24 protein-coding genes are annotated in these 26,663 nt (G+C 54.4%); 17 read left to right on the top strand and 7 right to left on the bottom strand.

The window, feature by feature from the left end:
- Window positions 1–232: 232 nt before the first annotated feature.
- Both ilvB and ilvN read left to right on the top strand, forming a co-directional pair.
- Window positions 233–1,855, top strand: a complete 1,623-nt coding sequence (ilvB, locus tag ACZ25G_RS09855; protein ID WP_463682331.1) for a biosynthetic-type acetolactate synthase large subunit — start codon at window positions 233–235, stop codon at window positions 1,853–1,855.
- A 19-nt stretch (window positions 1,856–1,874) separates the two neighbouring features.
- Window positions 1,875–2,369, top strand: a complete 495-nt coding sequence (gene ilvN, locus ACZ25G_RS09850) for an acetolactate synthase small subunit (RefSeq protein WP_191509343.1) — start codon at window positions 1,875–1,877, stop codon at window positions 2,367–2,369.
- A gap of 48 nt (window positions 2,370–2,417) precedes the next feature.
- Here ilvN and ACZ25G_RS09845 read toward each other — a convergent pair whose 3' ends face one another.
- From ACZ25G_RS09845 to yfbR, 4 genes are all read right to left on the bottom strand, one after another.
- Window positions 2,418–2,873, bottom strand: a complete 456-nt coding sequence (locus tag ACZ25G_RS09845) for a hypothetical protein (protein ID WP_191481330.1) — start codon at window positions 2,871–2,873, stop codon at window positions 2,418–2,420.
- Between the two features lie 115 nt (window positions 2,874–2,988).
- Window positions 2,989–3,426: a HEPN domain-containing protein gene (locus ACZ25G_RS09840; protein ID WP_191509341.1), complete on the bottom strand. Its 438-nt coding sequence runs from the start codon at window positions 3,424–3,426 to the stop codon at window positions 2,989–2,991.
- Entirely contained in the window at window positions 3,419–3,721 is a 303-nt protein-coding gene (locus tag ACZ25G_RS09835; RefSeq protein ID WP_191481332.1) for a hypothetical protein, read from the bottom strand. Before ACZ25G_RS09835 ends, ACZ25G_RS09840 begins: the two co-directional genes overlap by 8 nt.
- Before the next feature lie 51 nt (window positions 3,722–3,772).
- A complete protein-coding gene (yfbR, locus tag ACZ25G_RS09830; RefSeq protein WP_191481333.1) occupies window positions 3,773–4,357 on the bottom strand; it encodes a 5'-deoxynucleotidase in 585 nt (194 codons plus the stop codon).
- A 307-nt stretch (window positions 4,358–4,664) separates the two neighbouring features.
- Between yfbR and ACZ25G_RS09825 the strand changes: the two genes are divergently transcribed.
- Window positions 4,665–7,118 (top strand): YfhO family protein, encoded by a 2,454-nt coding sequence (locus tag ACZ25G_RS09825; RefSeq protein ID WP_463682330.1) that lies wholly within the window; start codon window positions 4,665–4,667, stop codon window positions 7,116–7,118.
- 9 nt (window positions 7,119–7,127) lie between these two features.
- Window positions 7,128–8,087 carry a glycosyltransferase gene (locus ACZ25G_RS09820; RefSeq protein WP_463682329.1) on the top strand — a complete coding sequence of 320 codons (960 nt, stop codon included), beginning with the start codon at window positions 7,128–7,130 and terminating at the stop codon, window positions 8,085–8,087.
- Between the two features lie 104 nt (window positions 8,088–8,191).
- Here the strand turns inward: ACZ25G_RS09820 and ACZ25G_RS09815 are convergent, their stop codons facing one another.
- The gene (locus ACZ25G_RS09815) at window positions 8,192–8,443 is read right to left on the bottom strand and encodes a hypothetical protein (protein WP_463682328.1); all 252 of its coding nucleotides are present in this window, start codon (window positions 8,441–8,443) and stop codon (window positions 8,192–8,194) included.
- 133 nt (window positions 8,444–8,576) lie between these two features.
- Here ACZ25G_RS09815 and ACZ25G_RS09810 point away from each other — a divergent pair, with 133 nt between their 5' ends.
- A complete protein-coding gene (locus ACZ25G_RS09810; protein ID WP_463682327.1) occupies window positions 8,577–9,410 on the top strand; it encodes an XRE family transcriptional regulator in 834 nt (277 codons plus the stop codon).
- A 56-nt stretch (window positions 9,411–9,466) separates the two neighbouring features.
- Here the strand turns inward: ACZ25G_RS09810 and ACZ25G_RS09805 are convergent, their stop codons facing one another.
- The gene (locus ACZ25G_RS09805) at window positions 9,467–9,844 is read right to left on the bottom strand and encodes a VOC family protein (RefSeq protein WP_463682326.1); all 378 of its coding nucleotides are present in this window, start codon (window positions 9,842–9,844) and stop codon (window positions 9,467–9,469) included.
- A gap of 339 nt (window positions 9,845–10,183) precedes the next feature.
- Here ACZ25G_RS09805 and ACZ25G_RS09800 point away from each other — a divergent pair, with 339 nt between their 5' ends.
- Complete coding sequence (locus tag ACZ25G_RS09800; protein WP_463682325.1) at window positions 10,184–11,608, top strand: S1C family serine protease; 1,425 nt, start codon at window positions 10,184–10,186, stop codon at window positions 11,606–11,608.
- 241 nt (window positions 11,609–11,849) lie between these two features.
- On the opposite strand, the gene dusB is transcribed toward ACZ25G_RS09800, so the two are convergent.
- Window positions 11,850–12,839, bottom strand: a complete 990-nt coding sequence (gene dusB / locus ACZ25G_RS09795; protein ID WP_463682324.1) for a tRNA dihydrouridine synthase DusB — start codon at window positions 12,837–12,839, stop codon at window positions 11,850–11,852.
- Window positions 12,840–13,000: 161 nt separating this feature from the next.
- Here dusB and polA point away from each other — a divergent pair, with 161 nt between their 5' ends.
- From polA to ACZ25G_RS09740, 11 genes are all read left to right on the top strand, one after another.
- Window positions 13,001–15,598 (top strand): DNA polymerase I, encoded by a 2,598-nt coding sequence (gene polA, locus ACZ25G_RS09790; RefSeq protein ID WP_463682323.1) that lies wholly within the window; start codon window positions 13,001–13,003, stop codon window positions 15,596–15,598.
- 392 nt (window positions 15,599–15,990) lie between these two features.
- Window positions 15,991–16,506 carry a ribosomal protein S18-alanine N-acetyltransferase gene (gene rimI / locus ACZ25G_RS09785; RefSeq protein ID WP_463682322.1) on the top strand — a complete coding sequence of 172 codons (516 nt, stop codon included), beginning with the start codon at window positions 15,991–15,993 and terminating at the stop codon, window positions 16,504–16,506.
- A gap of 18 nt (window positions 16,507–16,524) precedes the next feature.
- Window positions 16,525–17,553, top strand: a complete 1,029-nt coding sequence (gene tsaD / locus ACZ25G_RS09780; RefSeq protein WP_463682321.1) for a tRNA (adenosine(37)-N6)-threonylcarbamoyltransferase complex transferase subunit TsaD — start codon at window positions 16,525–16,527, stop codon at window positions 17,551–17,553.
- A 137-nt stretch (window positions 17,554–17,690) separates the two neighbouring features.
- Complete coding sequence (locus ACZ25G_RS09775; RefSeq protein ID WP_463682320.1) at window positions 17,691–19,460, top strand: phosphoenolpyruvate carboxykinase (GTP); 1,770 nt, start codon at window positions 17,691–17,693, stop codon at window positions 19,458–19,460.
- A gap of 346 nt (window positions 19,461–19,806) precedes the next feature.
- Window positions 19,807–20,463, top strand: a complete 657-nt coding sequence (locus ACZ25G_RS09770; RefSeq protein WP_463682319.1) for a helix-turn-helix transcriptional regulator — start codon at window positions 19,807–19,809, stop codon at window positions 20,461–20,463.
- Between the two features lie 27 nt (window positions 20,464–20,490).
- Window positions 20,491–20,874 carry a Rid family detoxifying hydrolase gene (locus ACZ25G_RS09765; protein WP_191481344.1) on the top strand — a complete coding sequence of 128 codons (384 nt, stop codon included), beginning with the start codon at window positions 20,491–20,493 and terminating at the stop codon, window positions 20,872–20,874.
- A gap of 106 nt (window positions 20,875–20,980) precedes the next feature.
- Window positions 20,981–22,324, top strand: a complete 1,344-nt coding sequence (locus ACZ25G_RS09760; protein WP_191509331.1) for a cytosine permease — start codon at window positions 20,981–20,983, stop codon at window positions 22,322–22,324.
- 100 nt (window positions 22,325–22,424) lie between these two features.
- The gene (locus ACZ25G_RS09755; protein WP_191481346.1) at window positions 22,425–23,435 is read left to right on the top strand and encodes an LLM class flavin-dependent oxidoreductase; all 1,011 of its coding nucleotides are present in this window, start codon (window positions 22,425–22,427) and stop codon (window positions 23,433–23,435) included.
- Window positions 23,436–23,580: 145 nt separating this feature from the next.
- Window positions 23,581–24,771, top strand: a complete 1,191-nt coding sequence (locus ACZ25G_RS09750; RefSeq protein ID WP_463682318.1) for a M24 family metallopeptidase — start codon at window positions 23,581–23,583, stop codon at window positions 24,769–24,771.
- A gap of 15 nt (window positions 24,772–24,786) precedes the next feature.
- Window positions 24,787–26,049 carry a threonine synthase gene (locus tag ACZ25G_RS09745; RefSeq protein ID WP_463682317.1) on the top strand — a complete coding sequence of 421 codons (1,263 nt, stop codon included), beginning with the start codon at window positions 24,787–24,789 and terminating at the stop codon, window positions 26,047–26,049.
- Window positions 26,050–26,067: 18 nt separating this feature from the next.
- A partial coding sequence (locus tag ACZ25G_RS09740; RefSeq protein ID WP_463682316.1) for an LLM class flavin-dependent oxidoreductase occupies window positions 26,068–26,663 on the top strand: 596 nt, incomplete at its 3' end.

The raw sequence follows: 26,663 nt of genomic DNA, 5'->3' as shown, positions 1-26,663 counted from the left end.
TATTTTACCCTCCTCTTCCTATAGTGTCAATTTCTTTCCCTTTTTTTGCCTTTTTCTGCAAATGGGGCGGGGCTGAAAAAAGAGTTGACGGGGCGCCGCCCACAATCGTATAATTATTTACAACTTTAACTGTCGAAAATAATCCTGGCTTCACAGGTTTTGGATGGGCCTTACCCGATCTGCGCCTGTTGAGAGCGGGGAAAGACGGCAGCAGGAAAGAGAGGAATTGCAGATGAGAATGACAGGTGCCGCGGCTATGGTAAAATGTTTGGAGAACGAGGGCGTATCTGTCGTATTCGGCTATCCAGGGGCCACCATCTGCCCGTTTTACGATAGTCTGTCCCATTCCTCGGTCCGCCATGTGCTGGTGCGGCAGGAGCAGAATGCGGGACATGGGGCCAGCGGCTATGCCCGCATTTCTGGAAAGGTGGGGGTGTGCGCCGTCACCTCCGGGCCCGGAGCCACCAACCTGATTACCGCCCTGGCCACCGCCTATATGGATTCTATCCCCATGGTGGCCATTACCGGCCAGGTGCAGAGCGACCTTTTGGGCCGGGATGTGTTCCAGGAGGCTGACATTACCGGCGCGGCGGAACCTTTTGTGAAACATAGCTACCTGATTAAGGACGCCACCCAGATCCCACGGGTTTTCAAGGAGGCTTTTTATATCGCGTCCACCGGGCGGCCGGGGCCGGTGCTCATCGATGTGCCCATTGACATTCAGAATACAGAAATTGAATTTTCCTACCCCTCCGGCGTCAGCATCCGGGGGTATAAACCCAACACCAAAGGGCACATTGTCCAGATGAAACGGGTGGTGGACGCCATTATCCACAGCGAGCGGCCGGTCATCTGTGCCGGCGGCGGGGTGATTGCGGCCGGCGCCAAGCGGGAACTGCGGGAATACGCGGAGAAGTGCGGGATTCCGGTGGTGTCCACCATGATGGGCATCGGGGTCATGGCCTCCGGCCATCCCCTCTACCTTGGGATGCTGGGAACCCATGGCACCTGGGCGGCCAACCGGGCCATTGACGCCTCCGACCTATTGATTATCATCGGCGCCCGGGTGGGAGATCGGGCGGTAGCCACCCCCGGCGTTTTGGAAAAGCGGACCCGGGTAATCCATATCGATATTGACCCGGCGGAGATCGGGAAAAATATGGGCACCGCCATCCCCCTGGTAGGAGATGCCAAGCACATCCTCCACCACCTCTACGACATGACGCCGGGCACCGACTTTTCCCAGTGGCTGGTCCAGGTCCGCCAGTGGCGGGAGGAGGTTTCCTTTGACCTGGAGGACCGGGAGGGATATATCAATCCCCGGCAGCTGATTCGCCAGCTTTCCGCCGCCCTGCCCGATGACGCGGTGGTGGTCTCCGATGTGGGGCAAAACCAGATTTGGACGGCCAACAACATCAATGTCCGGCCGGGAGGCCGTTTCCTCACCACAGGGGGGATGGGCACCATGGGCTATTCCCTGCCGGCGGCAGTTGGGGCCCAATTCGCCGACCCGGGCCGGGCGGTAGTGGCGGTCTGCGGAGACGGCGCCTTCCAGATGCAGATGATGGAGCTGGCCACCATCTGCCAGGAGAATCTGTCGGTAAAGGTTATCCTGATGAAAAACGGCAGCCTGGGGATGATCCGGGAGCTGCAAAAGAATTTATACCATGGCAACTATATGGCTGTAGGGCTGGAGGGCGGACCGGATTACATCAAGATTGCGGGAGCCTATGGCATAAAAGCCGCCAGTATCCGGGAGCAGAGCCAGGCGGAAGAGGCCATCCAGGAGATGCTTCGCCATCCGGGCCCCTATCTGCTCCAGTGCCTGGTCCGGCCGGACGAGCCTTCACACTAAAGAAAGGACGGAAGAGAAGATGAAGCATACCATTTCAGTCCTGGTGGAAAACCACTCCGGCGTCCTTTCCCGGGTGTCGGGGCTGTTTTCCCGGCGGGGCTTTAACATTGACAGCCTGGCGGTGGGAATCACCGAAGACCCCACTATTTCCCGGATGACCATCGTGGTGGAGGGAAACGACTACACGGTGGAGCAGGTGGAAAAGCAGCTCAATAAGCTCATCGACGTTATCAAGGTCCGCACCATCCCCGAGGAGGAGCTGGTGACCCGGGAACTGGTCCTTTTTAAGATCCAGACCGAGATTTCCCAGCGCAGCGAGGTAATGGACCTGTGCAAGATTATGGGGGCCAAGATCATCGACATCTCCCGCTCCACTCTGACTGTGGAGATGACCGATACCGCCGAGCAAATCGCCCTGCTGGAGGATCTGCTCACCCCCTACCGCATCCTGGAGGTGGCCCGCACCGGCCTGATCGCCGTGCAGAAAGGGGCACTGACCATCAACAAAAAATAAGCGCCGTTTTCAGAGCAAAAAAACCGTGCCTTCCCGGGCACGGTTTTTTTATTCGTCGGATAAAGTTTGCGAGAGGGCAACAATTTCTGAGAGCTGGCCGGTGTCCTCCACGTCGTAATAGGTGGTGAGGAAGGAAAGGAAGGGAACGTGATAATACAGGCTAAAGCGGTTGTTCACCTCTGAAATAAATTCCATCCGCCCAGGCGCCTCCACCTCAATAATGGTGTTGCCCAGGGTCCTGGTCTCATCCAGGGAGATGTGCCGCTGGAAGGAAAGGGCCTGGATCTCCTCCATCAAGGCGGCCACATGGGCAGGGTCGGTGACCTCCCAATAGTCATCCCCATGGCGGACCGAAATCCGATAGACGTCGGCAACCCGCAGGGACAGGGCGTCCTCTCCCGAAAGCTGGTCGTCTAAGGCGTAGGAGATAATGGGAATCAGGGTTAACAAAAGCAGTACGACGGCGGCGATCATCCAAATTTTGCTGCGCGGCTTTTCTGCCATCTCCGTTACCCTCCCCAATATCACTCCACGAAATGCACCTGTTTTTATCTATTTCGATACTACAACTATTATATTATAAAATAGTAAAGAGTGCAACTGGAGAAGAGGGCCGGCGTCAGGAAAAATCAGCCTCCAAGCCGGATTCCTTTTCAAACTGGTCAAAGATAAAGTCGAGCATATCGCTGGACATCTGAAAGGCCTCCTTCACCTTGGAAAGGGACAGGTCCAGAGGGATGTCGGCGGGATACCGGGTCTCAATGTAGCACCGGTTGAGCTTGGCCGATTGAGAAAGCCACCGGGCAAAGGTCCCGTCCAGCTTCACCGCCTGTTTGCAAAGCCAGGTCAGGTTGTGACCGTCCACCAGATTGCCGGTGCGGAAGAGGATATAGCCTTTGAGCCCCTTCTCGATGGCCTGTTGGCAGTGGAAAGCGGAAAGATTGTAGCACCGCTCATTCTGCATCAGCAGCTGGGCGGCGGCCATATCGTCCTCGGCCTGGTTGAACCAGTCGTAATACCGCCGGGAATCCCGGGGATTAATTCTTCGCCTACCCATCGATCACACTCCCTGTCTGCGCGATCCGCCAGGCAAAGGAACCCTCACAATTTTTCAGATGGTTCCACTGGGCGGGGGTGTAGATGAGCAGGTCAAAGGGGATATCGCAGTCGATGGTCAGATAGAGCTGGCGCTCTACCTCCGACGGACGCCGGGTGTCCAGGATAAGACAGAGTTTAAAGGAGGTGGTCTCCCCGGTCACGGCATGCTTTTCGTTATAAAGGATGATCTGCTCTACCGGATATCTCTGGCGGATACTATCCGCCACCTGTTGAATGATAGGGCTGCACTGCATAGAAAAGACTCCTTTTTAAAAGATGGGGCAGTCTATGCCCGGATGGGAAGGTTAATCCAATTCGTCCAAGGTCAGATAGAATCCGGCCATGAACTCGTCCAAAAAGATGTCGGCCTCCGGAAGTTGATAGGCGCGGATGGCCTTTTCTGTGGAGACCTTGGCCTTGGAAAATTCAGAGTTGGAGGCTTTTTCCTCCTCCACGCATTTGATCAGGGCGCAGATTTTGTCCGCCGCCTTGACCAACCGGAGCAGGTAGCCATCCTCTTGGGGCGGGAAGAAGATGGCCTCATAATCGGGGCGCAGATCCTCCGGCAGCATGGAGAGAAGCTTTTTTCCAGCCACCTGCTCCACCTGCTGATAGGCCTGCCGGATGGCGGGATTATAGTATTTGACGGGGGTGGGCAGATCCCCGGTGAGGATTTCCTCCGCGTCATGGTAGAGGGCCAGGACGGCGGCCCGGTTTCCGTCCAGGTTTTTGTGAAGCCGGCGGTTGCCGATGACGCACAGGGCGTGGGCGATGACAGCGGCCATGAGGCTGTGTTCGCTGAGGTTTTCCTGGCGGGTGTTGCGCATGAGGGCCCACCGGTCAATATATTGCATTCGGGAAATCATGGCGAAGAAATTTCCCTTTCCCATAAAGATCGCCTGCTTTCTTTGGAGATTGCTTCCCGCCGGCCCCCTGCTGGCATGCTGTCGGGGCGGGGCGGAATATGTTGGGTGATATTGTTTTCAGTATACCTGATCCCACAGGGGTTTTCCACCGCCGGGCTTAATTTTTTATGACTTTTTCAGGCCCATGCTGACCGGATGGGTAAATTGTGGTATAATAACCCAGAAGCGGCAGTTTTGCTGCCAAGGCAAAATCAATGCCAAAATAAAGAAATACGCATTTTTTCATAGATTTTATGACACTGAGAAAGAAAAGAAACAGGCGGTGAAACCCATGGATTTGGTACAGAGTTTGGAGAACGGCTCCACCAAAAAGTATAAACAGGCGTTTTTTCTGGCCCTTCTGACGGCGGCGGTGATGTTTCTGCCCTACGTCATTATGGGCGGCGGATACTTTACCTTCTACGGGGATTTTAATGTCCAGCAGATCCCCTTTTATAAGCTGGCCCATGAGGCCATCCGCTCCGGGGATATCTTCTGGAACTGGTATACCGATCTAGGGGCCAACTTTATCGGCTCCTACAGCTTTTACCTTCTCATGAGCCCCTTTTTCTGGCTGACCCTGCTCTTCCCCACCAGCTTTGTCCCCTACCTGATGGCGCCTTTGCTGGTGCTGAAATTCGCCTGCGTCTCTCTGACAGGGTACGCTTTTATCTCCCGGTTTGTCCGCAACCAGAATTACGCCCTGGTGGGCGGATTGCTCTATGCGTTTTCCGGCTTTGGCATCTATAATATCTTTTTTAACCATTTCCATGAGGCCATGGTCTTCTATCCCCTGCTCCTCATCGCCCTGGAGGAGTTTGTCCTCCACGACCGCAGAGGGGTTTTTGCCCTGGCGGTAGCGGCCAATGCCATTGTCAACTATTGGTTCTTTATCGGGGAAGTAGTCTTTACCATCCTCTACTTCTTTGTGCGGCTGACAAGCCCCAGCTTCCGGTTGAGCTTTCAGCGGTTCCTCTGGCTCTTCTTCGAGGCGGTGCTGGGGATGGGCCTGGCCCTCTTTATCTTCCTGCCCTCGGTGCTGGCCATCCTGGGCAACCCCCGCACCGGTACCGACTCCCTCCTCTCGGGGTGGAACCTGTGGCTTTACAGCCATCCCCAGCGCTACTGCGGGATCATCCAGTCCCTGTTCTTTCCGCCGGATCTGCCTCCCGCCCCCAACTTTTTCCCCGACCACGGCGGGAAATGGTCCTCCCTTTCGGCATGGCTGCCCTTGTTCAGTATGTCGGGGGTCTTGGCCTACCTGCTCTCGGTGAAGAAAAACTGGCTGAAACGGATGCTCTGCATCTGCCTGGTCATGGCTCTGGTGCCTGGCCTCAACGCCCTGTTTATCCTGCTGAACAACTCCTATTATGCCCGGTGGTTTTATATGCCCATCCTCCTGATGGCTTTGGCCTCCGCCAAGGCTCTGGACAGCCCCCAGGTGGACTTTATGCGGGGGATGAAGTGGACCGGGATCATCTCCCTGATCATCGCCATTCCGGTGGGGCTCACCCCCCAGAAGGTGGATGGGGAATGGCGGATCGGCCTTGCCGCTGATGCCGGCCAGTTCTGGGCCTATGTGCTCATGGCGGCGGTCTGCTTTGTGCTGTGCTATCTGATTATGCATCACTACCGGAAGGATCCCCGATTTATTGCCTTCCTCCTCAGCGGGGTCATGGGGGTGAGCGCCTGCTTCGGAATGATCTATCTGGGCATGGGCTATTTCAGCACCAACGGCGGGGAGATTGTAGAGACCGCCATCCAGGGGCGGGATCAGCTCCAGCTGCCGGAGGATGACGCCTTCTACCGCAGCGATTTTTACGAGACCACCACCAATCTGGGGATGTTCTGGCATCTGCCCAACATCCAGGCCTTCCACTCCATTGTGCCGGTTTCCCTCATGGAGTTTTACCCGGAGGTGGGGGTAACCCGGGATGTTTCCTCCAAGCCGGATATCTCCCTGTATGCCCTGCGGGGGCTGCTCTCGGTCAAATATCTTTTTGCCGACCAGGACGCGGAAGAGGCGCCGGATCTTCCCGGCTTTGAAAAGGTGGACAACCAGTTAGGGCACGATATCTACGAAAACCAGTATTTTGTACCCATGGGCTTTGCCTATGATTACTATATCGACGACACCGCTTTTGAGACCTGCACCGAGTCCAAACGCTCCAACCTGCTGATGCAGGCGCTCTACCTGACCGACGAGCAGATCGCGGAGTATGGGGATATATTGGGGCCGCTGCCCAACAGCGCCTTCCCTGACCTTACCCGGGAACAGTATCTGGAGGACTGCCTGGACCGGCGCTCCATGAGCTGCGACACCTTTGAAATCGACAACCGCGGCTTTACGGCCACGGCCAATCTGGACCGGGAGAACCTGATGTTCTTCAGCGTCCCCTACGACGACGGATGGAGCGCCACCGTCAACGGGGAGCCGGTGGAAATCGAACAGGTGAGCATTGGCTTTATGGCGGTGAAGGTGCCGGCAGGCCCCTGTGAAATCCGCTTTGAATATGTGGCGCCAGGGCTGATTCCGGGCCTTGGGGTGACAGGGGCCAGCATCCTGGTGCTGGCGGCCTATCTGCTGTGGGTGCGCCGCAGCAAAAAGCGGGTCTCCGCCCAGGCGCTGGCAGCGCCCCGGCCGGGGGAAATTATCCCGGCGGCGCAGGACTGGGAAGACCTTTTGAAGGATCGCGATGAAAGAGATCCCGGCGAAGGGAATCTGCCGGATCAGGAGAAGAAATAAAAGAAAGGCGTGAAGAATGTGACAAGCCCGGTACTCTATATTGTGGTGCCCTGCTATAACGAGCAGGAGGTGCTCCACGAAACGGCCAAACGGCTGACCGCCAAGCTGGAAAGCCTGATGGCCCAGCGGAAAATTTCCGGCGACAGCCGGATGCTCTTTGTCAACGACGGCAGTAAGGACGCCACCTGGAGCATCATTGAGGAACTGTGTCAGGAAAATAGCTATGTCTGTGGCCTGAAGCTCTCCCGGAACAAGGGGCATCAGAACGCCCTGCTGGCGGGGCTGATGACCGCCAAAGAGCTGTGTGACTGCGCTATCTCCATGGATGCGGATCTCCAGGACGACATTGAGGCGGTGGATGGCTTCCTGGAAAAATTCCAGGAAGGCTGCGACGTGGTCTACGGCGTGCGCAGTAAGCGGGATACCGACACCTTCTTTAAACGGAGTACGGCCCGGGGCTTTTACAAATTCATGAAGGCCCTTGGGGTGGATATTGTGGAGGATCATGCGGATTACCGCCTTATGAGCCGGCGCGCGCTGGAATCCCTCTCCCAATTTGATGAGGTCAACCTGTTTTTGCGGGGGATCGTTCCCCTCATCGGCTATAAGAGCGGGATTGTCACCTATGAACGCCACGAACGCTTTGCCGGGGAATCCAAATACCCCCTCAAAAAGATGATCGCCTTTGCCTTTGATGGAATTACCTCCTTTAGCGTCAAGCCCATCCGGCTCATTGCCACCATCGGCTTTGTCATCTTCTTTGTCTCCATTCTGGTGCTCCTCTATTCCTTGATCGTGTGGCTGATGGGACATACCGTCCCGGGATGGACCACCCTGGCCGCGTCCATCTGGCTCATCGGCGGAATTCAGTTGCTCTGTTTGGGAGTCATCGGGGAGTACATAGGCAAAATTTATGGTGAGGTCAAGCATCGGCCTCGGTATATTATCGAAACGTTTTTAAAACAATAGACCAACGAAAAAAGGGCGGCGGACTCATGGTCCGCCGCCCTTTTTACACGAACAACGACATCATATTGACATCGTTTTATAACAGAAATATAATAGATTCGATATCATAAAAAACGCAACTGCTGCTGGTTTAGCCACTGCAATCCGGCCGCCTCTAGCGTTTTATTATAGGAGCACAGCAAATCTTCGATGACCTCATAAAAATGTATGGTCGATAGTTCCAACTCATTGAATCGCTGTGCAATTTTTTCCGCCATCTGGCGGTTGGGAAAAAGGCCCTCAACTTTCTCACCGGTTACTGCATGAATGCTAAAGCAACCGTTGGATGGGCTTTTCACCACGTAGTACCTGTTCATCCCATGGCAACTCCTTTACAATTTGTATATTTTGATTATAAAGAAACGGTTGGTATTGTCAAGGGCTGTTTGTAAAAAACAAAAGAAATATAGGGGTTTTTTACCATAAACGGATAATTGAGGAGGGATTATGATGAAATCGTGCATGGTAGAAAAGCTCATTTATCTAAAAAAACGGGACAGGATGACGACCCGGGAGCTATCGAGAAAGAGCGGGATACCCATCGGTACCCTGAACAAAATTTTATGCGGGGAAACCAAGCGGCCGTCTTTGAGCAGTGTGGAACGGTTGGCGGTGGCTTTCGATGTAGCGGTGCGCTATTTGATGGACGACGATGTTCCGGTGGAATGCGCTGAGGGCGCGGTGACGGCGCTGGCGGAAAAGTACGACTTTTATGCCATCAGTGAGAGGGAACGGCTATTGGTAGAAAGATTCCGATGTTGCACCTCCCGAGAAAAAGAGGTAGTAGAGCGGCTGGCGGGACAGCTGCAGCAGGTCAGGGGAATGGGAGAAAAGGCCGGGAGCAGGCGGCTTCCGGTATATTTGGCAGCGGCCGCCGGCGGACAGGGCGTGGCCATAGGCGCGGCGCTGGTGGAGGAAATGCTCATCCAGGACGACAACATCTCCCGCCAATCTGATTTTGTGGTCCAGGTCATGGGTGATGCCATGGCGCCTCTTTACAACAAAGGGGATCTGCTGGGGGTCCGGCAGGGCGAGGCGAAGCACAACCAGATCGGCGCGTTCCTCCTCAATGGGGAGGGCTTTGTGCGAAGATATTTTCACAGCAAGGGCGTTACCAAGCTGATCTCCATCAACCGAAAGGTGCCGATCATCCAAGTGAAGGATGGCGACGATCTGTGCTGCATGGGCGTCGTGGTGGGGATTGTCCGCCGCGCTTCAGGGAAAGAGATGCCGATGTCCGTCAAAAAAATCCGCACTCTGGACCATGAGCCCATGGAACGGTAACTCCTATCATATCCGATAAAAAAAGCACCGGCCTAGCCGGTGCTTTTTAGATTCTCTTATTTTACCTGGGCAAATTCCAGTTCTTCGCCGTCGGGACCGGAAATTTTAAAATACCGGTTGGACTTGGGGGCGAACATATCATTGGATTCGATGCCCTGGGTGGTAATTTTGTATCCTAAGGAAACAGCCTCTTCATAGGCGGCGTCAATGTCGTTGGAGACAAAGGCAATGTGGTCGATAATGCCGATGGGTTTCTGGGAAAGGTCGTCATGGCGCTGATAGATTTCCATGGTACATCCATTGTTCTCCAGCATGCAGGATTCTTCCAGCATAACGACTTCTTTAAAGCCGAGGCTCTTATAGAATTCCACGGATGTTTTGAAATCTTTCACAGGCAGACCGATGTGGGCCAAACCGACGGGATTATTTTTCATAATACACACACCTCTTTTATAAAAATAGTGAAAACGCCTGTCTCTATTATAGTTGTCCCCACAGGGAATTGCAAGGAAAGGACCTTCAGAAAATCTGACGGATCTCTTGGTGAAAATCACAGAAAAGTCCAGATAAAAGATTGTTTAAGAGTTGTTCGTTGTTTGGTCATAAACGGCGGTTTTGTTTACAAAATGAATGATTTACTTTCATTCGCTATTCAGTTTCCATTCAAAAAACTGTCACTTGGCCTGGTTATACTATAAAACGTAATCAGGAACAGAAGAAACAACCAATATCAAATGACAAAGATAATGAATATAAATGAGGAGGAACCTGTTATGTATGACGACAGAAATAATGAGGAGAACAGTTTGTTTGAATTTTTACGGGAAGAAAATAAGTTCCAACAGGAAAAAGATAATGAGGCCCCATCCGATTCCCAACAGACCAGCGCATCCGGTTTCGCACCCCAGCCGGATGACAGTCAGACAACTTACGGCGGCGCCACACCGGAAACCGGTTGGACCATGTCGGACGCACCTTCCGGCCAGCAGGATGGTGGAAGCGCCGGACGCAGCACCGATTGGTATGCGTCCCAGCCGAGACAGGCGCCAAAGGAGAAAAAACCGAAAGCGCCTAAGGAGAAAAAGCCATCCCGTCCCATGACGATGAAGGCGGCGGCTTTTATCCTGGCCGCAGGAGTTGTGGTCTCAGCCGCTGCGGGCTTTGGCGGTGGATATCTCTCCGCCAGCCTACGGCAAGGGTCAACGGCACAGACCAACAGCGGAAGCACCTCCGCGCCGGCTTCTACCGTCAGCGCTGATACCGGTAGTATGACAGTACAGCAGGTGGTGGAAATGACCCAGAATTCTGTGGTAGAGATTACCACAGAAAGCGTGACCAACGGCGGATTCTTTATGGAGCAATATATTTCCTCCGGCGCCGGCAGCGGTGTCATTATCTCGGAGGATGGATATATTATCACCAATAACCACGTCATTGAGGACGCCAACACAGTGACCGTCCGGCTGAAGAACGGTGAGTCCTACGATGCAACACTGGTAGGCACCGATCCTGAGACAGACGTAGCCGTCATCAAGATTGACGCCGAGGGACTGACTCCCGCAACCTTAGGAGATTCCGACACCCTTCAGGTGGGCCAGACAGCCATTGCCATCGGCAATCCTCTGGGCCAGTTGGGCGGTACCGTTACCAACGGTATCATCAGCGCTCTGGATCGTGAGATCACCCTAGACGGGGAGACCATGAACCTGCTGCAGACCAACGCAGCCATCAACCCTGGCAACTCCGGCGGTGGACTTTTTAACGACAAAGGCGAACTGATCGGCTTGGTGGTGGCAAAATCCACCGGTGAAAATGTGGAAGGCTTGGGCTTTGCTATCCCCATCAATGATGTCAAGGAGGTTTTGGACAGCCTGATCGACTATGGCTATGTAAAAGGCCGTTTTGAGCTGGGCGTCACCACCATTGATATTACCAGTGATGAGGCGCAGGCCAGATACCGTGTTGATGAGCAGGGCGTCTATGTCCAGCAGGTCAATGTAGATGGAAATGCCGCTTTAGCCGGTATGCAGGCAGGCGACCGGATCGTATCGGTAGACGGCACTGCCATTGAAAGCGGCTCTCAGCTCAAGGAGATCATCCAGAGCCACACCGCTGGCGATAAGATCACAATTGTAGTGGAAAGAAACGGCCAGCAGGTGTCTCTTGCAGTGACGCTGGCGGAAACCACCTATAACTAAGGTGAATAAAATCCGGCGGGATGAGGCAATATATTGATAGATGAAAAGCAAAGGCCAGGGGATGAAACCATTGGGGTGACATATTGATTCCCCACAAACTGGCCGACTTGATTGAGCGTACTTCGAAAGAATACTTCTTCTTCTCAAAATATTCTCCAAACACAAAGAGCCGGTCCTTCGGGACCGGCTCTTTGTGTTCAAAAGGCTCCAGCACTGTTATCTCGTGCTGGAGCCTTTTGCCTTACTGCTCAGCGGTATCCAAATTAAGCCGGAGCGCCTCCTCCGCCAGCCGCTGAGCGTCGGCAAACTCCCGAAGGGAGCCTGCCATCCGCCGCAGGGAAGCGGCTCCCCGCAGCCCGTGCATGTAATAGGCACAGTGGCGCCGGGCCTCCCGCATGGCGGTGTATTCCCCTTTGTACTCACAGGCCAGCTGCATCTGATGAAGCATGGTCTCCATCTTCTGGGGCAGATCGGGCTCGGGCAGAACGGTGCCGTCCTCGAAATACCGCCGGATCTGAGCGAAGATCCAAGGCCGGCCCAAAGCGCCCCGGCCGATGGCCACACAGTCACAGCCGGTTTCCTCATACAGAGCCAGGGCCCCTTCCAGGCTGGTCACATCTCCGTTGCCAAAGACGGGGATGGAGACAGCCTCCTTGACCTGGCGGATGATGCCGATATCCACAGGCGGGGAGTACATCTGCTGCCGGGTCCGGCCGTGGATGGTGAGGGCGGCGGCTCCCGCCCCCTCCAAAATCTGAGCAAACTCCACGGCGTTGACATGCTCCTCGTCCCAGCCCTTCCGGAATTTGGCTGTCACCGGCACCGGAACTACCTTCACCACAGCGGCCACAATCTCCCCAGCCAGTTTCGGATGCTTCATCAGGGCGGAGCCTCCGCCGTTGCCCGCCACCTTGGGGGCGGGGCAGCCCATGTTGATGTCGATGATGTCGGGGTCAAATTCCATGGCCCGCCGGGCGGCTTCGGCCAGGGTGGCGGGTTCGTCCCCGAAGAGCTGGACCGCCATAGGCCGCTCCCTGTCGGTGACGGTGAGCAGGGACTTGGTCTTTCTGTCCGAGTAGGTCAGTCCCTTGGAGGAGGCCATTTCCCCCACCACATAAGCGCAGCCAAACTCCTTGCACACCTGCCGGAAGGCGCGGTCTCCCACCCCGGCCATCGGGGCCAGGGTAGCGGTTTTTTCGATTTTCACGTTGCCGATGGTGATATATTCCATGGATAGTCTCCTTTGTTTGATGCATAAAATTAATTCTAGCAAATTTGTGGGAGAGGTGCAACAAATGTGGTATAATATCTTTCGTATGGGCACCATTTCTACCCAAGAGGTAAATAGGCGGCGAAATCGAGAGCTTGCCCGGCCGCAGATGAGGTGAAGCTATGAAATTACTGGCAGTGGATTCCAACAGCATTCTCAACCGGGCCTTTTATGGCATCCGGCTGCTTTCGAATAAGGACGGCGTTTATACCAACGCCATTTTTGGGTTTGTCAATATCCTGCTCAAACTCATGGAGGACGTGAAACCGGATGCGGTGGCCTTTGCCTTTGACCTGAAGGCCCCCACCTTCCGCCATCTCATGTTTGATGATTACAAGGCCAACCGAAAGGGGATGCCGGAGGAACTGGCGGTCCAGCTGCCCCTTGTCAAGGAGCTGTTGACCGACCTGGGCTATAAAATTGTGGAAAAAGAGGGCTACGAAGCCGACGACATCCTGGGCACCCTGGCCCAGCACTGCAAAAACGATGGGGACGAGTGCGTCATCGCCACCGGGGACCGGGACTCCCTTCAGCTGGTGGGAGATGGGGTCACGGTGCTGCTGGCCGCTACCAAGATGGGGAAAGCGGAATACACCGTCTACGGCCCCGAGGAGGTCAAAGCCAAGTACGGCGTCACCCCCAAGCAGTTTATCGATGTCAAAGCCCTCATGGGGGATGCCTCCGACAACATTCCCGGAGTGGCTGGCATCGGGGAGAAAACCGCCACCGATCTGATCTCCCGCTTTGGGAGCATTGAGTATATCTTTGAGCACTTTGAGGAAATCGAATTAAAACCCGGCGTCCGCAAGAAGCTCCAGGACGCCCAGGGCATCGCCCAGATGAGCAAGGTCCTGGCCACCATTGACGTGGGCGCGCCGGTGGAGTGCGGAGCCGGCTGCTATGTCCGGGGAGAGCCGGACGAAGGAGCCGCGGTGCGGCTTCTCTCCAAGCTGGAGATGTATTCCACCATCCAGCGGCTGGGGCTGCGGGCTGAGGCGGTCTCCGCGCCTGCGCCAAAGGAGCGGACGGAAGAAGCGTCGGTGGCCTCCATCCCTGTAGAGGAGCTGGACGCCGCCGCGTTAAAGACGCTGTTGGGAGAGGCAGAGCCTTTCTCCCTCTGTGTACGGAGTCAGGGGGAAGAAATCACCGAAGCCTGGGCCGCCACAGCTGAAAGGGTTTATCACACCGAGGACACCGCCCTCATCGATCAGATTTTGCAGGCGGATCAGGTGAAAATCATCACCGACAATGGCAAGGCCCTCCATCACCACGCCATCAGCCGGGGCTACAGGGTGGACAATCTGGCCTTTGACGTTTCCCTGGCCGCCTATCTGCTCAGCCCCACCTCGGCAAGCTATGACCTGACCATGCTTTCCTCCCAGTACGGCGCCAAGGTGCCCCTGCTGACCGGGGAGCGCAAAGACGAGCGGGGGGCCCTGGATGCCGCCATGACCTTGGCGCTGTATCCGTCCCTGCTGGCCGCCATCCAGGAAAACGGCCAGGAGAAGCTGCTCTTTGAGATTGAGATGCCCCTCTCCCGGGTGCTGGCGCAGATGGAGCATGTGGGCTTTGACATCGACACCGCTGGGGTGGCGGAGTTTGGCAAGGGCCTGGACAAGGACATCCTCTCCTTACAGGAGCGGATCTATGGCTTTGCCGGGGAGGTCTTTAACATCAACTCCCCCAAACAGCTGGGGGTGATCCTCTTTGAAAAGCTGGAACTGCCCGCCCGGAAGAAGACCAAGACCGGTTATTCCACCAATGCGGATGTGCTGGAATCCTTGCGGGGCAAGCATCCCATCATTGAGGACATTCTGGAATACCGGAAGCTGACCAAGCTGAAATCCACCTATGTGGACGGGCTGCTGGCGGCAGTGCAGCCCGACGGCAAGATTCACTCCAGCTTTAACCAAACCGAAACCCGGACCGGCCGGATCAGCTCCACCGAGCCCAATATGCAGAACATCCCGGTGCGCACCGAGCTGGGCTCCACCCTGCGGAAGTTTTTTACCGCGCCCAAGGGCTGGACCCTCATCGACGCAGACTACTCCCAGATCGAGCTGCGGGTTTTGGCTTCCATTGCCGAGGATGAGCATATGATCGAGGCATTTCGCAACCATGAGGATATCCACCGCCAGACAGCGGCCCAGGTATTCCATCTGACCCCTTTGGAGGTGACGCCTCTCATGCGTTCCCGGGCCAAGGCGGTCAATTTCGGCATTGTCTACGGCATCGGCGCCTTCTCCCTTTCCCAGGACATTGGGGTCAGCGTAGCCGAAGCCGACAGTTACATCAAAGGCTATCTGGACACCTATCGCGGGGTGGCCCAGTATATGAAGAATATTAAGGAATTTGCCAAGGAAAACGGTTATGTGGTAACCCTGATGGGCCGCCGCAGGTACCTGCCGGAGCTCTCCAGCTCCAATCGGAATATGCGCAACTTTGGAGAGCGGGTAGCCATGAACACCCCCATTCAGGGCACAGCGGCGGACATCATCAAAATCGCCATGGTCCGGGTCAGCGAGGCCCTGGAAAAAGCGGGACTACAGACAAAACTGATCCTGCAGGTCCACGACGAACTGATTCTGGCCGCTCCGCCGGAGGAGGTGAACAGGGCTTCTGCCATCCTCAAAGAGGAGATGGAAAATGCTGTTCACCTCAAGGTCCCCATGGAGGTGGATGTCCACGCCGGGGAAAACTGGCTGGCTGCCAAGGGCTGACCACCTGCCGGCGGGCGGACAGTGTCCGCAGCCAAGTCGCGCTGTGGTGTTATTCGAGATAAAATCGCGTGTGCCGCGGCAGTGTCACGATCAAAAGCCATGGGCGCGGATTGCCCGCCGCTAGGCGCGGGCAGCGCGGTGATGATTTTAGCTAGGCCTGGGGCGCGACCTGCCCGCCGCTAGGCGCGGACAGCGCGGCGGTGATTTTAGCTAGGCCATAGGCGCGGATTGCCCGCTACCAGGCGCGCCACCTACCGGTGGGGGATACCGCGTTTTTGTGTCAATCGCAACAAGCTTATGTGGGCCGCGGCGGTGTCGCAAATAAAATTTAGGGCGCGAATTGCCGCCCGCCGAAGCTAACAATACAATTGGGAATAAAGGACGGAAATGGTATGGAAGCTGTAGAAGGAATCCGGATTGTAAAGATGGAAGGCTCCCACATCAAAGAGGTGGCCCGGCTGGAAAGGGAGTGCTTTTCCACCCCATGGCATGAAAATGGGCTGCGATATGAGCTGACCAACCCCTTGGCGGCTTTTTATGTGGCGCTGGATCCCAAAGGCCGGGTAGCCGGCTATGCGGGGATGCACAACATTGTGGGGGAAGGGTATGTCACCAACGTGGCGGTGTATCCCTCCTGCCGGAGAAGGGGGATTGGCCGTGCCCTCATGGAGACGCTGCTTCAATTTGCGGAAGAAAACCATCTGCGCCTGGTGACGCTGGAGGTTCGTGCCTCCAATGCCGGGGCCATTGCCCTGTACGAGCAGCTGGGTTTTGTCCAGGTAGGCTTTCGGCCTGGCTATTACCAGAAGCCAAAAGAGGACGCCCTGATTATGACCAAGGATTATTGGCACGACCGGGCATTTCCCGAACAGGTGCATGGAGCCGAGTTCCTCACGCCAGCTCAATGAAGAAAGGAAGGGAAACCTTTGAAGATATTAGCCATTGAAAGCTCCTGCGACGAGACCGCCGCCGCTGTGGTGGAAGACGGAAGGAAGGTCCTTTCTTCTATCATCGCGTCCCAGGTGGAGGAGCACAAAATTTACGGCGGCGTGGTGCCGGAGATTGCATCCCGCCGGCACTGTGAGGCCATTGACGGGGTGGTCACCTCCGCCCTTTCAGAGGCAGGCCTTCCCCTGGACGGGGTGGACGCTGTGGCTGTCACCGCTTATCCAGGGCTCATCGGCGCGCTGCTGGTGGGGGTAAACTATGCCAAAGGGCTCTGTCTTGGCTCGGGAAAGCCTCTTATCCCCGTCCACCATATCCGCAGCCACATTGCCGCCAACTATATCGAACATCCGGATCTTGTCCCCCCTTTCCTCTGCCTGGTGGCCTCGGGAGGGCACAGCCATATTATCGAGGTGCGGGATTATACCGATTTCCGGATTGTGGGCCGGACCCGGGACGACGCGGCGGGAGAAGCCTTTGACAAGGCGGCCCGGGCCATGGGATTCCCCTATCCCGGAGGCATCTATATTGATAAAGCGTCCAAGGTGGGAAACCCTGACGCCTACAAACTCCCCCACCCTAAGGTGGAGGGAAGCCCTTATGACTTTAGCTTTTCGGGGCTGAAAACAGCGGTGATTAACCTGATCCACAACTGCGCCCAGAAAGGGGAAGGGTACAACCGGGATGACCTGGCCGCCTCCTTCCAGAAGGCGGTGGTGGAGATTCTCTCCGGCCGGCTGCTGCTGGCGGCCCAGGAACTGGGCTACCGCCGGATTGTTCTGGCAGGAGGCGTCAGCGCCAACTCCGGCCTTCGGGAATATCTGCAAAAGCAGTGCGACGACAGGGGCTATACCCTGACCGTCCCCTCCCCCGTTTACTGCACCGACAATGCGGTCATGGTGGGGGCCCAGGCTTATCATGAATTTCTGGCCGGACATGTGGCGGATATGGCGTTAAATGCCTGTGCCAGCCTACCAATTGACCAGATTTCTGGGGTGAAAGGGGTATAATTTGTTTCGGTTTTGAAAATTTGATAAGAATGTAACAATATTTTCTTGAAAACCCTGGACATACCGTTTATAATGGTACTTGTGGAACTTTTGCTTATATCCGATTGCCAAAGCAATCGGCGAAAGGAGATAGGACAATGCTTACAAAAAACAAGAATGTTCTTGACTGGGTCGACGAGATGGCGGCCCTGACAAAACCGGACAAGATCGTCTGGTTGGACGGAAGCGAGGAGCAGCTCAGCGAGCTGCGGGATCAGGCGATTGCCACCGGCGAAATGGAGCGGCTTAACGAAGAGAAGCTGCCCGGCTGCCTGCTGCACAGAACAGCGATCAACGACGTGGCCCGGGTGGAGGGAAGAACCTTCATCTGCTCCAGAGAAAAAGAAAATGCAGGTCCCACCAACAACTGGGAAGACCCGAAGGTCATGTATCCCAAACTGAGAAAACTTTTTGACGGCAGCATGAAAGGCCGTACCATGTATGTCATCCCCTACTGCATGGGCCCCATCGGTTCCGAGCTGTCCAAGGTAGGCGTTGAGCTGACCGACTCCATTTACGTTGTACTCAACATGGACATTATGACCAGAATGGGCGTCGACGCTTTCAAACACCTGGGTGATGAGTCCAACGACTTTGTCCGCGGCCTCCATTCCAAGGCACAGCTGGACGAAGAAAACAGATACATTGTCCACTTCCCCGAGGACAACACCATTTGGTCCGTCAACTCTGGTTACGGCGGCAACGTGCTGCTGGGCAAGAAGTGCTTCGCACTGAGAATTGCTTCCTACCAGGGCTGGAAGGAAGGCTGGATGGCAGAGCATATGCTCATCCTGGGCATTGAGAATCCCCAGGGCGAAATCAAATACATCACAGCTGCATTCCCCTCTGCTTGCGGTAAGACCAACCTGGCTATGCTCATTCCTCCCAAGAAATATCAGGATCTGGGCTACAAAGTTTGGTGCGTCGGCGATGACATCGCCTGGATGCGCATCGGTGCTGACGGCCGCCTGTGGGCCATCAACCCGGAGAACGGCTTCTTCGGTGTTGCACCTGGCACCAACGAGAAATCTAACCCCAACGCTCTGGCAACCACCAGAAGCGACACCATCTTCACCAACGTTGTCCACAACCTGGATGACAACACTGTTTGGTGGGAGGGTCTGGACAAGAACCCGCCGAAGAACGCCATTAACTGGAAGGGCGAGAAGTGGGATTGCACCGACGGCTCCAAGGGCGCTCATCCCAACAGCCGTTTCACCGCTCCGGCGAGAAACTGCCCCTGCATCAGCAAAGAATTCAACAATCCCAAAGGCGTTCCTGTTTCTGCTATCGTATTCGGCGGCCGCCGTGCAAAGACTGCTCCCCTGGTTTACCAGTCCCGCGATTGGAACCACGGTGTCTTTGTGGGCTCCATCATGGCTTCTGAGACAACTGCAGCCGCAACCGGCGCTGTAGGTGTTGTTCGTCATGACCCCATGGCTATGCTGCCCTTCTGCGGCTACCATATGGGCGATTACTGGCAGCACTGGATCGACATGGGCAAGAAACTGGGCGACAAAGCTCCCAAGATCTTCAACGTCAACTGGTTCCGCACCGATGACGAAGGTCACTTCATCTGGCCGGGCTTTGGCGACAACATGCGTGTCCTGCTGTGGATCCTCAACCGCTGCGAAGGCAAAGCTGACGCAGTAGAGACCCCCATCGGCTACGAGCCCAAGCCCGAGGATATCGACATCGACGGCCTGGATCTGGATCTGGATACCATCAAGGGCCTGCTGGATGTTGACGTCGACCTCTGGAAAGAGGAAGCTAAGGGCATCCATGAGTTCTATGGAAAATTCGGCGACAAACTGCCGGAGGAACTCCGTCATCAGCTGGCGGTTCTGGAAGAAAACCTGAACAAATAAGCCGGTTTCTGGCAAAAAAGGCGGTACAAATCGTACCGCCTTTTTTAATACCCTGTGGTGAGAAAAAATTCTCACCACAGGGTAGGGACTTTGAAAAAATACAAGGAAATGATATTCCAGCAGGAGAAAATTGGACATAACGACGAGATTTTAATAAAAAATAGGCTGTTTTGTCTATTGACATACTGTGTGCAACCAGGTATTATAATAATAATTTATTGAGATAATAATTTTTTATTAAATCCATAGGAGTATAATTCCTCCATAAGCCGGCGGCACAAGTTTTCTATCTCGTTGCACATAATCAGGGCCGGCCTGCCCTAATAAAATCGGGAGGAAAGACATAATGACAGCAGATGACATTTTGCAAATGTACATCCCCTTTGTCAAATTTATAGGAAAGGTGTTTGGAGAAAATGCGGAGGTAGTGCTCCACGATATCCGTCACCTGGAAAAATCTATCATCGCTTTGAGCGATCACACCCTAACGGGAAGAAAACTAGGAGGAACGATTACCGACTTTGCCTTGGTGCTGATCCATGGTAAAGAATATGAACACCGAGATTACATCACCAATTACACCGGAAAGATGAAAGAAGACGGAAGAATTTTCCGTTCGTCCACCTATTTTATAAAAGATGAAGATAAAAATTTGATCGGCATGTTTTGTATCAACATCGATATCTCGCCCTACCTGCGGGTTCGTCAGCAATTGGATGGAATGTTGATGTTTTCGGGTACAACTGCTATACAAGATGGGGAGGATCAGGAGCAGAGAGAAAGTTTTGCGTCTTCCTTTGAAGAAATGCTCTCCCAAATGGTCCAGACTGCCATGGGGGATTATGCGGTGGACGCTTCCCGCATGACCATTGAGGAGAAAAAACAAGTTGTCGCAACTCTCCAGGGTAAAGGAGCGTTTTTACTCAAAGGCGCAGTAGGTGAAGTCGCCCAAGCGCTGGATGTATCCGAGCAGACCGTTTACCGTTACCTGAAGGAGATTTGAATTTCAAACAGGTAAGGAGCTGTTCCCATGAAAAAAGAAATTTGTACTAAAAATGCACCAGACGCTATTGGCCCTTATTCCCAAGCGGTGAGGGCGGGAGATTTCCTTTATGTTTCCGGTCAGGTGCCTATTGATCCCAAGACAGGCGCTGTTGTGGAAGGCGGCATCCAGGCCCAGGCCCATCAGGTGTTCAAAAACTTGAAGGCAATTTTGGAAGAGGCTGGCATGAGTTTCGACAATGTGGTTAAGACTACAGTGCTTCTGGCTGATATGGGAGATTTTGCCACTGTCAATGAGATTTACGCCCAGTACTTTAATGGCGCTATTCTGCCGGCTAGAGCTGCTTTCCAGGTAGCAGCTTTACCTAAAGCCGCTATGGTTGAGATTGAATTGGTGGCTTATCAAGGCTAATTTGCCCCGCATTTTGCCTACAGCAGGTAATGATAAAGCCTTCTTATTGGGCTTTAGAGGCGAGGCAATGAGATACAAATTTATTTTTTCAACTGGAGGGAGAACATTGAGTACAAACGAAGTCAAAGAAGTTAAGAAACAAACGAGCGACATCCAGAATGACATTCAGGACGATTACTCTCTGGATACTGTCCCCAAGGACAAACGCCGGAGCCTGATCGCCACCGCCACCGTCTGGATCGGCTGGTGTATTTCCCTGAGCGCCTTTATGACCGGCGGTACCATCGGATCCGGCAGTACGGCAGGAAACGGCATCCTGGCTGTTTTCGCCGGCAACCTGGTACTGATGCTTATTGCCGTTTTCGTCGGCCTCATCGGTTATCGCACTGGTCTGACCACCTATTCTATTGGCCGTATTGTTTTTGGTAAGAAAGGTTCGATTATTTCATCCCTGCTCATGGGTATTCTTTCTATGGGATTCATCGGCGTCCTGCTCAACTCTTTTGGCGACGCGCTCCATTCTCTGGTGCCAGAGATCCCGTCTTGGATTGCGGTCATTGTGTTTGCTATCCTGGTTGGCGCGGCCGCACTCTTTGGATTTAAGGGATTGTCTATCGTTGGCACCATTGCCAGCCCGGCTCTGTGGATCCTTTTGATTGTCCTGTTCATCTGTACTATAATGCATGGCGGCGGTTTAGGCGCTATCTTCAGCATCCAGCCTGAGGAGCCCATCTCCTTCTCCACCGCTATGGGCGCGGCCATCGCCACCTGGGTTACCGGCGCCGCCCTGGTTTCCGACGTTACCCGTTACTGCAAAAAGGCCTCCCATGTTATCCTGGGCGCTTTCGCAGGTTATATCCTGGGTTCCGGACTTTATGAGGCCGTGGCAGTCCTGTCCTCTGTTGCCACCGGTACTGGCGATTTTGTCCAGACCATGACCATCCTGGGCCTGATCATCCCCGGCATTATCATCCTAGCCCTGGCCCTGTGGACCACCACCAACAGCAACCTTTACTCCTCGGCTCTGGCGTTTACAAACCTCAGTGAAATGGTTCACATTAAGGTAAGCAAGCCTGTTTGGACCGTCATCTCTATCCTGATTGCGGTTGCAGTCGCTATGCTGGGCCTGGCTTCCAAGTTTGTGGTATGGCTCAACTTTATCGGCACCGTTATGCCTCCCTTTGCCGGTATTATTATCGCCCACTTCTGGATTATCCATCGGGATAAGAAGAAAGTCTTTATGCCCTCTGGCTTCCGTTGGACCGCCTTTGTGTCCTGGATCCTGGCCGTTGTCATTGCTAAGGTTTCCAACGTGACCATTCCGGCTATTATCGGTCTGCTTTCCGCTATCGTTATCTATGCCATTATCGGACTCATCTTTAAGAACAAAGAGAGCACCAAGGGTGAAACCTTCACCATGGCGGTTGCAGAAGAAACTTCTGGGAAATAATTTAGATTTGCTGTCGCACACCGGGCAGGAGTTTGTCCGCCCGGTGTGTCTTTCTTAAAAATCTCAATAACCGGCGCGGGCCGGTGAAAGGAAGGTTCTTATGAAATTTGGTATTGGTATCCCTACCGGCACCGAGGGGCTTATGTACCCCATCCCCTTCGCCCATGTGCGGGACAATATTAAAATGGCCAAAGCGGCAGAGAAGTTGGGCTTTGATTCTGTGTGGGGCAATGACCATGTTTCCACCCAGCATTATGTCAGCGAGGAATTCGGCTGCGCCCCCAACTACTACGCTCCCCTGATCACCCTGGCTGCCATTGCGGAAAACACCACGACTTTGAAGGTAGCTACCGCCCTGTTGGTGTTCCCCTTCCGCAATCCTGCTATCATCGCGAAAGAACTGGCCACTCTGGATCAGCTCTCCGGTGGGCGCACCATCATTGGTGTAGGCATCGGCGCATACCGCGAAGAGTTCGAGGCTATGGAAGGCGCGGCCGCCCAGGGTGTCAACCGGGGCGAGATGCTGGACGAGTCTTTGGAGATGGTTGCTCGCCTGTTTAAAGAGGAACGGGTAACCATGAAGGGCAAATATTTTGACCTGCAAGGGGTACAGTCCTATCCTAAGCCGGTTCAGGATCCCTTCCCCTTCTACATCGGTGGAAACAACCCCAACGGCCGTAGAAGGGTTGCGAAATATGGCACCGGCTGGCTGCCCGCCGTACTGACCCCTGGTGAAATTAAGGCTGGCGTAGAGGATATCGCCAGACTGTGCGAGGCTGAAGGCCGGGACATCAAGGATATCGACATTGCGCCTCAGCTTTCTATCTCTATTGCACGGACTAAAGAGGAAGCCTGCAAGAAGTTTGAAAGCTCCCAGCTCTATAAACACCTGGTGAGCCTGAAGAAATCTACCTTAAAGGATCAGGACGCCAGCAACTATATGGAGCGAAACCTGATCGGCACACCGGATGAAATTTCCGAGCAGATCCAGAAATATAAAGAAGCCGGCGTGACCACCTGCTCCGCCATGCTGTTTGCCGCAAATACCGTCGATTCTTTCATCGAGGATATGCAGCTGTTCTCGGAAGAGGTTATGCCAAACTTCAAATGATCAATATTGCCGGTGTGTGGTACATCACCCTGCCGCTGGCAAATCATGCGGCCGGCTAAGTTCGGCCGCATTTTTATAGAATCCCTTTTTGAATCTACCGCACATGGAGAAATTATGCCGGGTGCGGCGGCGCGGAGGAAAGCCTATGAGCAGTTTGCTTGTGTTTAAAAGGGAACGGACCCGTTCCCAAATGAAAAAAAACAGCTTGGACCTGTTGGTGGCCTCTTTGCCGGAGAATATCTATTATCTTTGCGGCTTTGACAATGTAGGGCAGCAGATTCTGAGCAAAACCCAGTCCTATTTGGTGTATAACCTGGCGGAGGACAAAAAAACCATCGTCACATCCGCTTCTGATGTCCCCACCCTGCTGGAGGCGGGCCAGGTAGATGAGATTCTGGCTGTGGGAGGATTCCAATTCTCTTACTGCGACCAGGGGATTGGCCCCTTGGGGGAGAAGCTGCAAAAAGCCATTCAGTACCGTTATCCTTCCGCTATCGAAGCGCTGAAATCAGCGATTTTGGCGGCGTGCCCTACCGGCGGCCGGATCGGCTTGGATGAAAGCCGGACCCCCATTACCGCCTGGAAATGGCTGGAGCAGGAGCTGCCCCATCACGAGCTTATCCCGGCGGCGGGGATTTTCTCCCAGATCCGGCTAATTAAGCATCCGGATGAGATTGCCCTGATCCAGCGCAGTGCCAATATTGCGGAAGATGCCATGTATGAGGCTATCGATCAAATCAAACTGGGAATGAGCGAATACGAAATCGCGCGGCTTTTTGCCGAGGGCTGTGGAAAAAGAGGGGCTCTACCCTTCTTCTGCGTCATCACCATTGATGAGCGGGCGGCCTATTCTGATACCATCAACACTAGGACCCAGGTAGTCAAGGATGGCAGCGTGATCCGTTTTGACCTGGGCTGTATCTATGAAAGCTATCGTTCCGATATTGCCCGGACTGTTGTTGTGGGCAATAATCAAAAGGCGGAAGATTATTATGCCGCCATCTTGGAGGGGGAGGAAAAGGCCATTGACGCCATCCGTCCCGGCGTGACGGCGGAAGAAATCTTCCAGATTGCCCTGCGCACAACCCAGGAGAAGATGCGCCACTATCAGCGTCATCACTGCGGGCATGGCATTGGCATTGAGGTCTATGATCCACCGTCTGTGGCACCTGGAGATAAGACCGTCCTCCAGGAAGGGATGACCCTGAATGTGGAGACTCCCTACTATGAAATCGGCTGGGGCGGTGTCCAGGTAGAGGATACGGTGGCCGTAGAGAAAGACAGTGCCCGGTATTTAACCAAGTCCTCCCGGAAACTGATCAAACTGAGCCTGTAGGAGGAATAGTAAGCTATGAGTTATTATCAGGGAATTCAATGCATCAAATGCGGCTATGAAGGCACCTTGGAGGAGGCTTTCGACGCCTGCCCTGTCTGCGGAGCCAAGGGCATCAATGTGAATTTTACAACCGTCTATGACTTTGGCGATAAAGCCAAAGCCAAGGAGACGTTCCTCTCCGCCAAGGGAAAGGGGCTGTGGAAACACCGTGAATTTCTTCCCATCGCGCCCGAGACAGAGCCTGTCACCTTGGGGGAAGGGGACACTCCCTTGCTCCACCTAAAGAAATTGGGCAGAAGCATGGGGCTCAATCACCTCTATCTGAAAAATGAGTCGGTCAATCCCACCTGGTCCTATAAAGACCGGCTGTGCAGCGTGGCAGTGACCCGGGCTGTCCAGGAAAAACGGCCGGTGGTCACCGTTTCCTCCACCGGAAACCACGGTGCGGCCACGGCGGCTTACAGCGCGGCGGCGGATAAGCCCTGCGTCATCTTTACCCTGCCCCAGGTCCCCACAACCATGAAAACACTCATGCAGTCCTTTGGAGCCTATGTCATGGTGACGCCCCAGCCCATCGACCGCTGGACTATCATGAAGGCCTGTGTTAAGGAGAAAGGCTGGTATCCCCTCAGCGGCTATATGTCTCCGCCCATTGGCAGCAACTGTTTTGGCATCGACGGATATAAGACCATTGCTTTTGAACTGTATGAGCAGCTGGGGGATCTGCCTGAGTTTATCGCCGTTCCCTCCGCTTATTCCGACGGCCTTTACGGCGTCTGGAAAGGGGTTAAGGACCTACAGACCATCGGTGTTTCTGAGAAAAAGACAAAGATGATCGCTTCAGAAGTCTTCGGTTCCCTGAAACAGTCCCTGAAAGAAAACGCCGATGGGCCGGTAGTAGTCCCCTCCGAGTGGTCTATCTCCTTCTCCATCGCCGGACCCCAGGGTACCTACCAAGGCTATGCCGCGCTGAAGGAATCGAAAGGCTACGCCGAGACCAGCTCTGATGAGGAGACCATGGCCATGCAGCTGCGGCTGGCCCGGGAAGAAGGGATTTATGGTGAGGCTGCTTCGGTTACCTCCTTGGTGGCCATTGAGAAGCTGGCCCAGGCTGGAAAGATAGGGCCCAATGACAAAGTAGTCGCGGTGATCACCTCTACCGGGCTGAAAGACCCCGCCACCACGGCGGAGCATCTGCCGGCAGTGCCCACCATTCAGCCCACCTTTGAGGAGCTTGCCAAAGCGTTGAAAGAAAATTACGGCTATGAAATGAAATAGAGAAAGGAGTAATCTATTATGGCGAACCCCTATAATTTAGGCTTCGGATTTTACGGCGGTCACGACTGCGACACCGTTATGAAACTGGTCAAAGCTTCTGAGGACAATGATTTTGCTTCTGTTTGGATTGCGGAGGACTATTTCTATGGCGGCGCTTTCTCCACAGCGGCGGCCTGCGCGGTGCAGACCTCCAAAATCCAGATCGGCATCGGCGTCATCAATCCCTTTACCCGCCATCCGGTTCTCTCCGCCATGGAGAGCGCTTCCCTGGACGCCATTTCCAAAGGCCGCATCATCCTGGGCCTTGGCGGCTCCAACAAGCGCTGGATGGAGGATATGGCGGGCATCCCCTTTAAAAAACCGATCCAATCCACCAAAGAGTGTGCTATGATTATTAAAGAACTCATCGGCAAGGGCCATGTGAAATTCGACGGAGAAATCTTCAAAACCGGGGATGTAGAGCTGGATTTCGTCCCCTACCGCAAAGACCTGCCAGTCTATCTGGGTGTTAAGGGACCCAAAGCCCTGCATATCGCCGGACAGATTGCGGACGGTGTTCTGCTCTCCACCATGACAAGCCTTCCCTATGTAGCCTATGCCAAGGAGCACATCGC

It is taken from the genome of Zongyangia sp. (assembly GCF_965361945.1).
The sequence above is the reverse complement of the archived record's forward strand: the minus strand, read 5'-3'. Positions and strand labels throughout refer to the sequence as shown.

Excerpts from the sequence above, each read along its gene's own strand:
- ACZ25G_RS09765 (WP_191481344.1), top strand. The coding sequence starts at position 20,491 with ATGAAAAAAGAAATTTGTACTAAAAATGCACCAGACGCTATTGGCCCT.
- dusB (WP_463682324.1), bottom strand. The coding sequence starts at position 12,839 with ATGGAATATATCACCATCGGCAACGTGAAAATCGAAAAAACCGCTACC.
- ACZ25G_RS09845 (WP_191481330.1), bottom strand. The coding sequence starts at position 2,873 with ATGGCAGAAAAGCCGCGCAGCAAAATTTGGATGATCGCCGCCGTCGTA.
- yfbR (WP_191481333.1), bottom strand. The coding sequence starts at position 4,357 with ATGGGAAAGGGAAATTTCTTCGCCATGATTTCCCGAATGCAATATATT.
- ACZ25G_RS09810 (WP_463682327.1), top strand. The coding sequence starts at position 8,577 with ATGAAATCGTGCATGGTAGAAAAGCTCATTTATCTAAAAAAACGGGAC.
- ACZ25G_RS09815 (WP_463682328.1), bottom strand. The coding sequence starts at position 8,443 with ATGAACAGGTACTACGTGGTGAAAAGCCCATCCAACGGTTGCTTTAGC.
- ACZ25G_RS09800 (WP_463682325.1), top strand. The coding sequence starts at position 10,184 with ATGTATGACGACAGAAATAATGAGGAGAACAGTTTGTTTGAATTTTTA.
- ilvN (WP_191509343.1), top strand. The coding sequence starts at position 1,875 with ATGAAGCATACCATTTCAGTCCTGGTGGAAAACCACTCCGGCGTCCTT.
- polA (WP_463682323.1), top strand. The coding sequence starts at position 13,001 with ATGAAATTACTGGCAGTGGATTCCAACAGCATTCTCAACCGGGCCTTT.
- ACZ25G_RS09775 (WP_463682320.1), top strand. The coding sequence starts at position 17,691 with ATGCTTACAAAAAACAAGAATGTTCTTGACTGGGTCGACGAGATGGCG.
- ACZ25G_RS09750 (WP_463682318.1), top strand. The coding sequence starts at position 23,581 with ATGAGCAGTTTGCTTGTGTTTAAAAGGGAACGGACCCGTTCCCAAATG.
- rimI (WP_463682322.1), top strand. The coding sequence starts at position 15,991 with ATGGAAGCTGTAGAAGGAATCCGGATTGTAAAGATGGAAGGCTCCCAC.
- ACZ25G_RS09770 (WP_463682319.1), top strand. The coding sequence starts at position 19,807 with ATGACAGCAGATGACATTTTGCAAATGTACATCCCCTTTGTCAAATTT.
- ACZ25G_RS09835 (WP_191481332.1), bottom strand. The coding sequence starts at position 3,721 with ATGCAGTGCAGCCCTATCATTCAACAGGTGGCGGATAGTATCCGCCAG.
- ACZ25G_RS09840 (WP_191509341.1), bottom strand. The coding sequence starts at position 3,426 with ATGGGTAGGCGAAGAATTAATCCCCGGGATTCCCGGCGGTATTACGAC.
- ilvB (WP_463682331.1), top strand. The coding sequence starts at position 233 with ATGAGAATGACAGGTGCCGCGGCTATGGTAAAATGTTTGGAGAACGAG.
- ACZ25G_RS09805 (WP_463682326.1), bottom strand. The coding sequence starts at position 9,844 with ATGAAAAATAATCCCGTCGGTTTGGCCCACATCGGTCTGCCTGTGAAA.
- ACZ25G_RS09745 (WP_463682317.1), top strand. The coding sequence starts at position 24,787 with ATGAGTTATTATCAGGGAATTCAATGCATCAAATGCGGCTATGAAGGC.
- ACZ25G_RS09825 (WP_463682330.1), top strand. The coding sequence starts at position 4,665 with ATGGATTTGGTACAGAGTTTGGAGAACGGCTCCACCAAAAAGTATAAA.
- ACZ25G_RS09755 (WP_191481346.1), top strand. The coding sequence starts at position 22,425 with ATGAAATTTGGTATTGGTATCCCTACCGGCACCGAGGGGCTTATGTAC.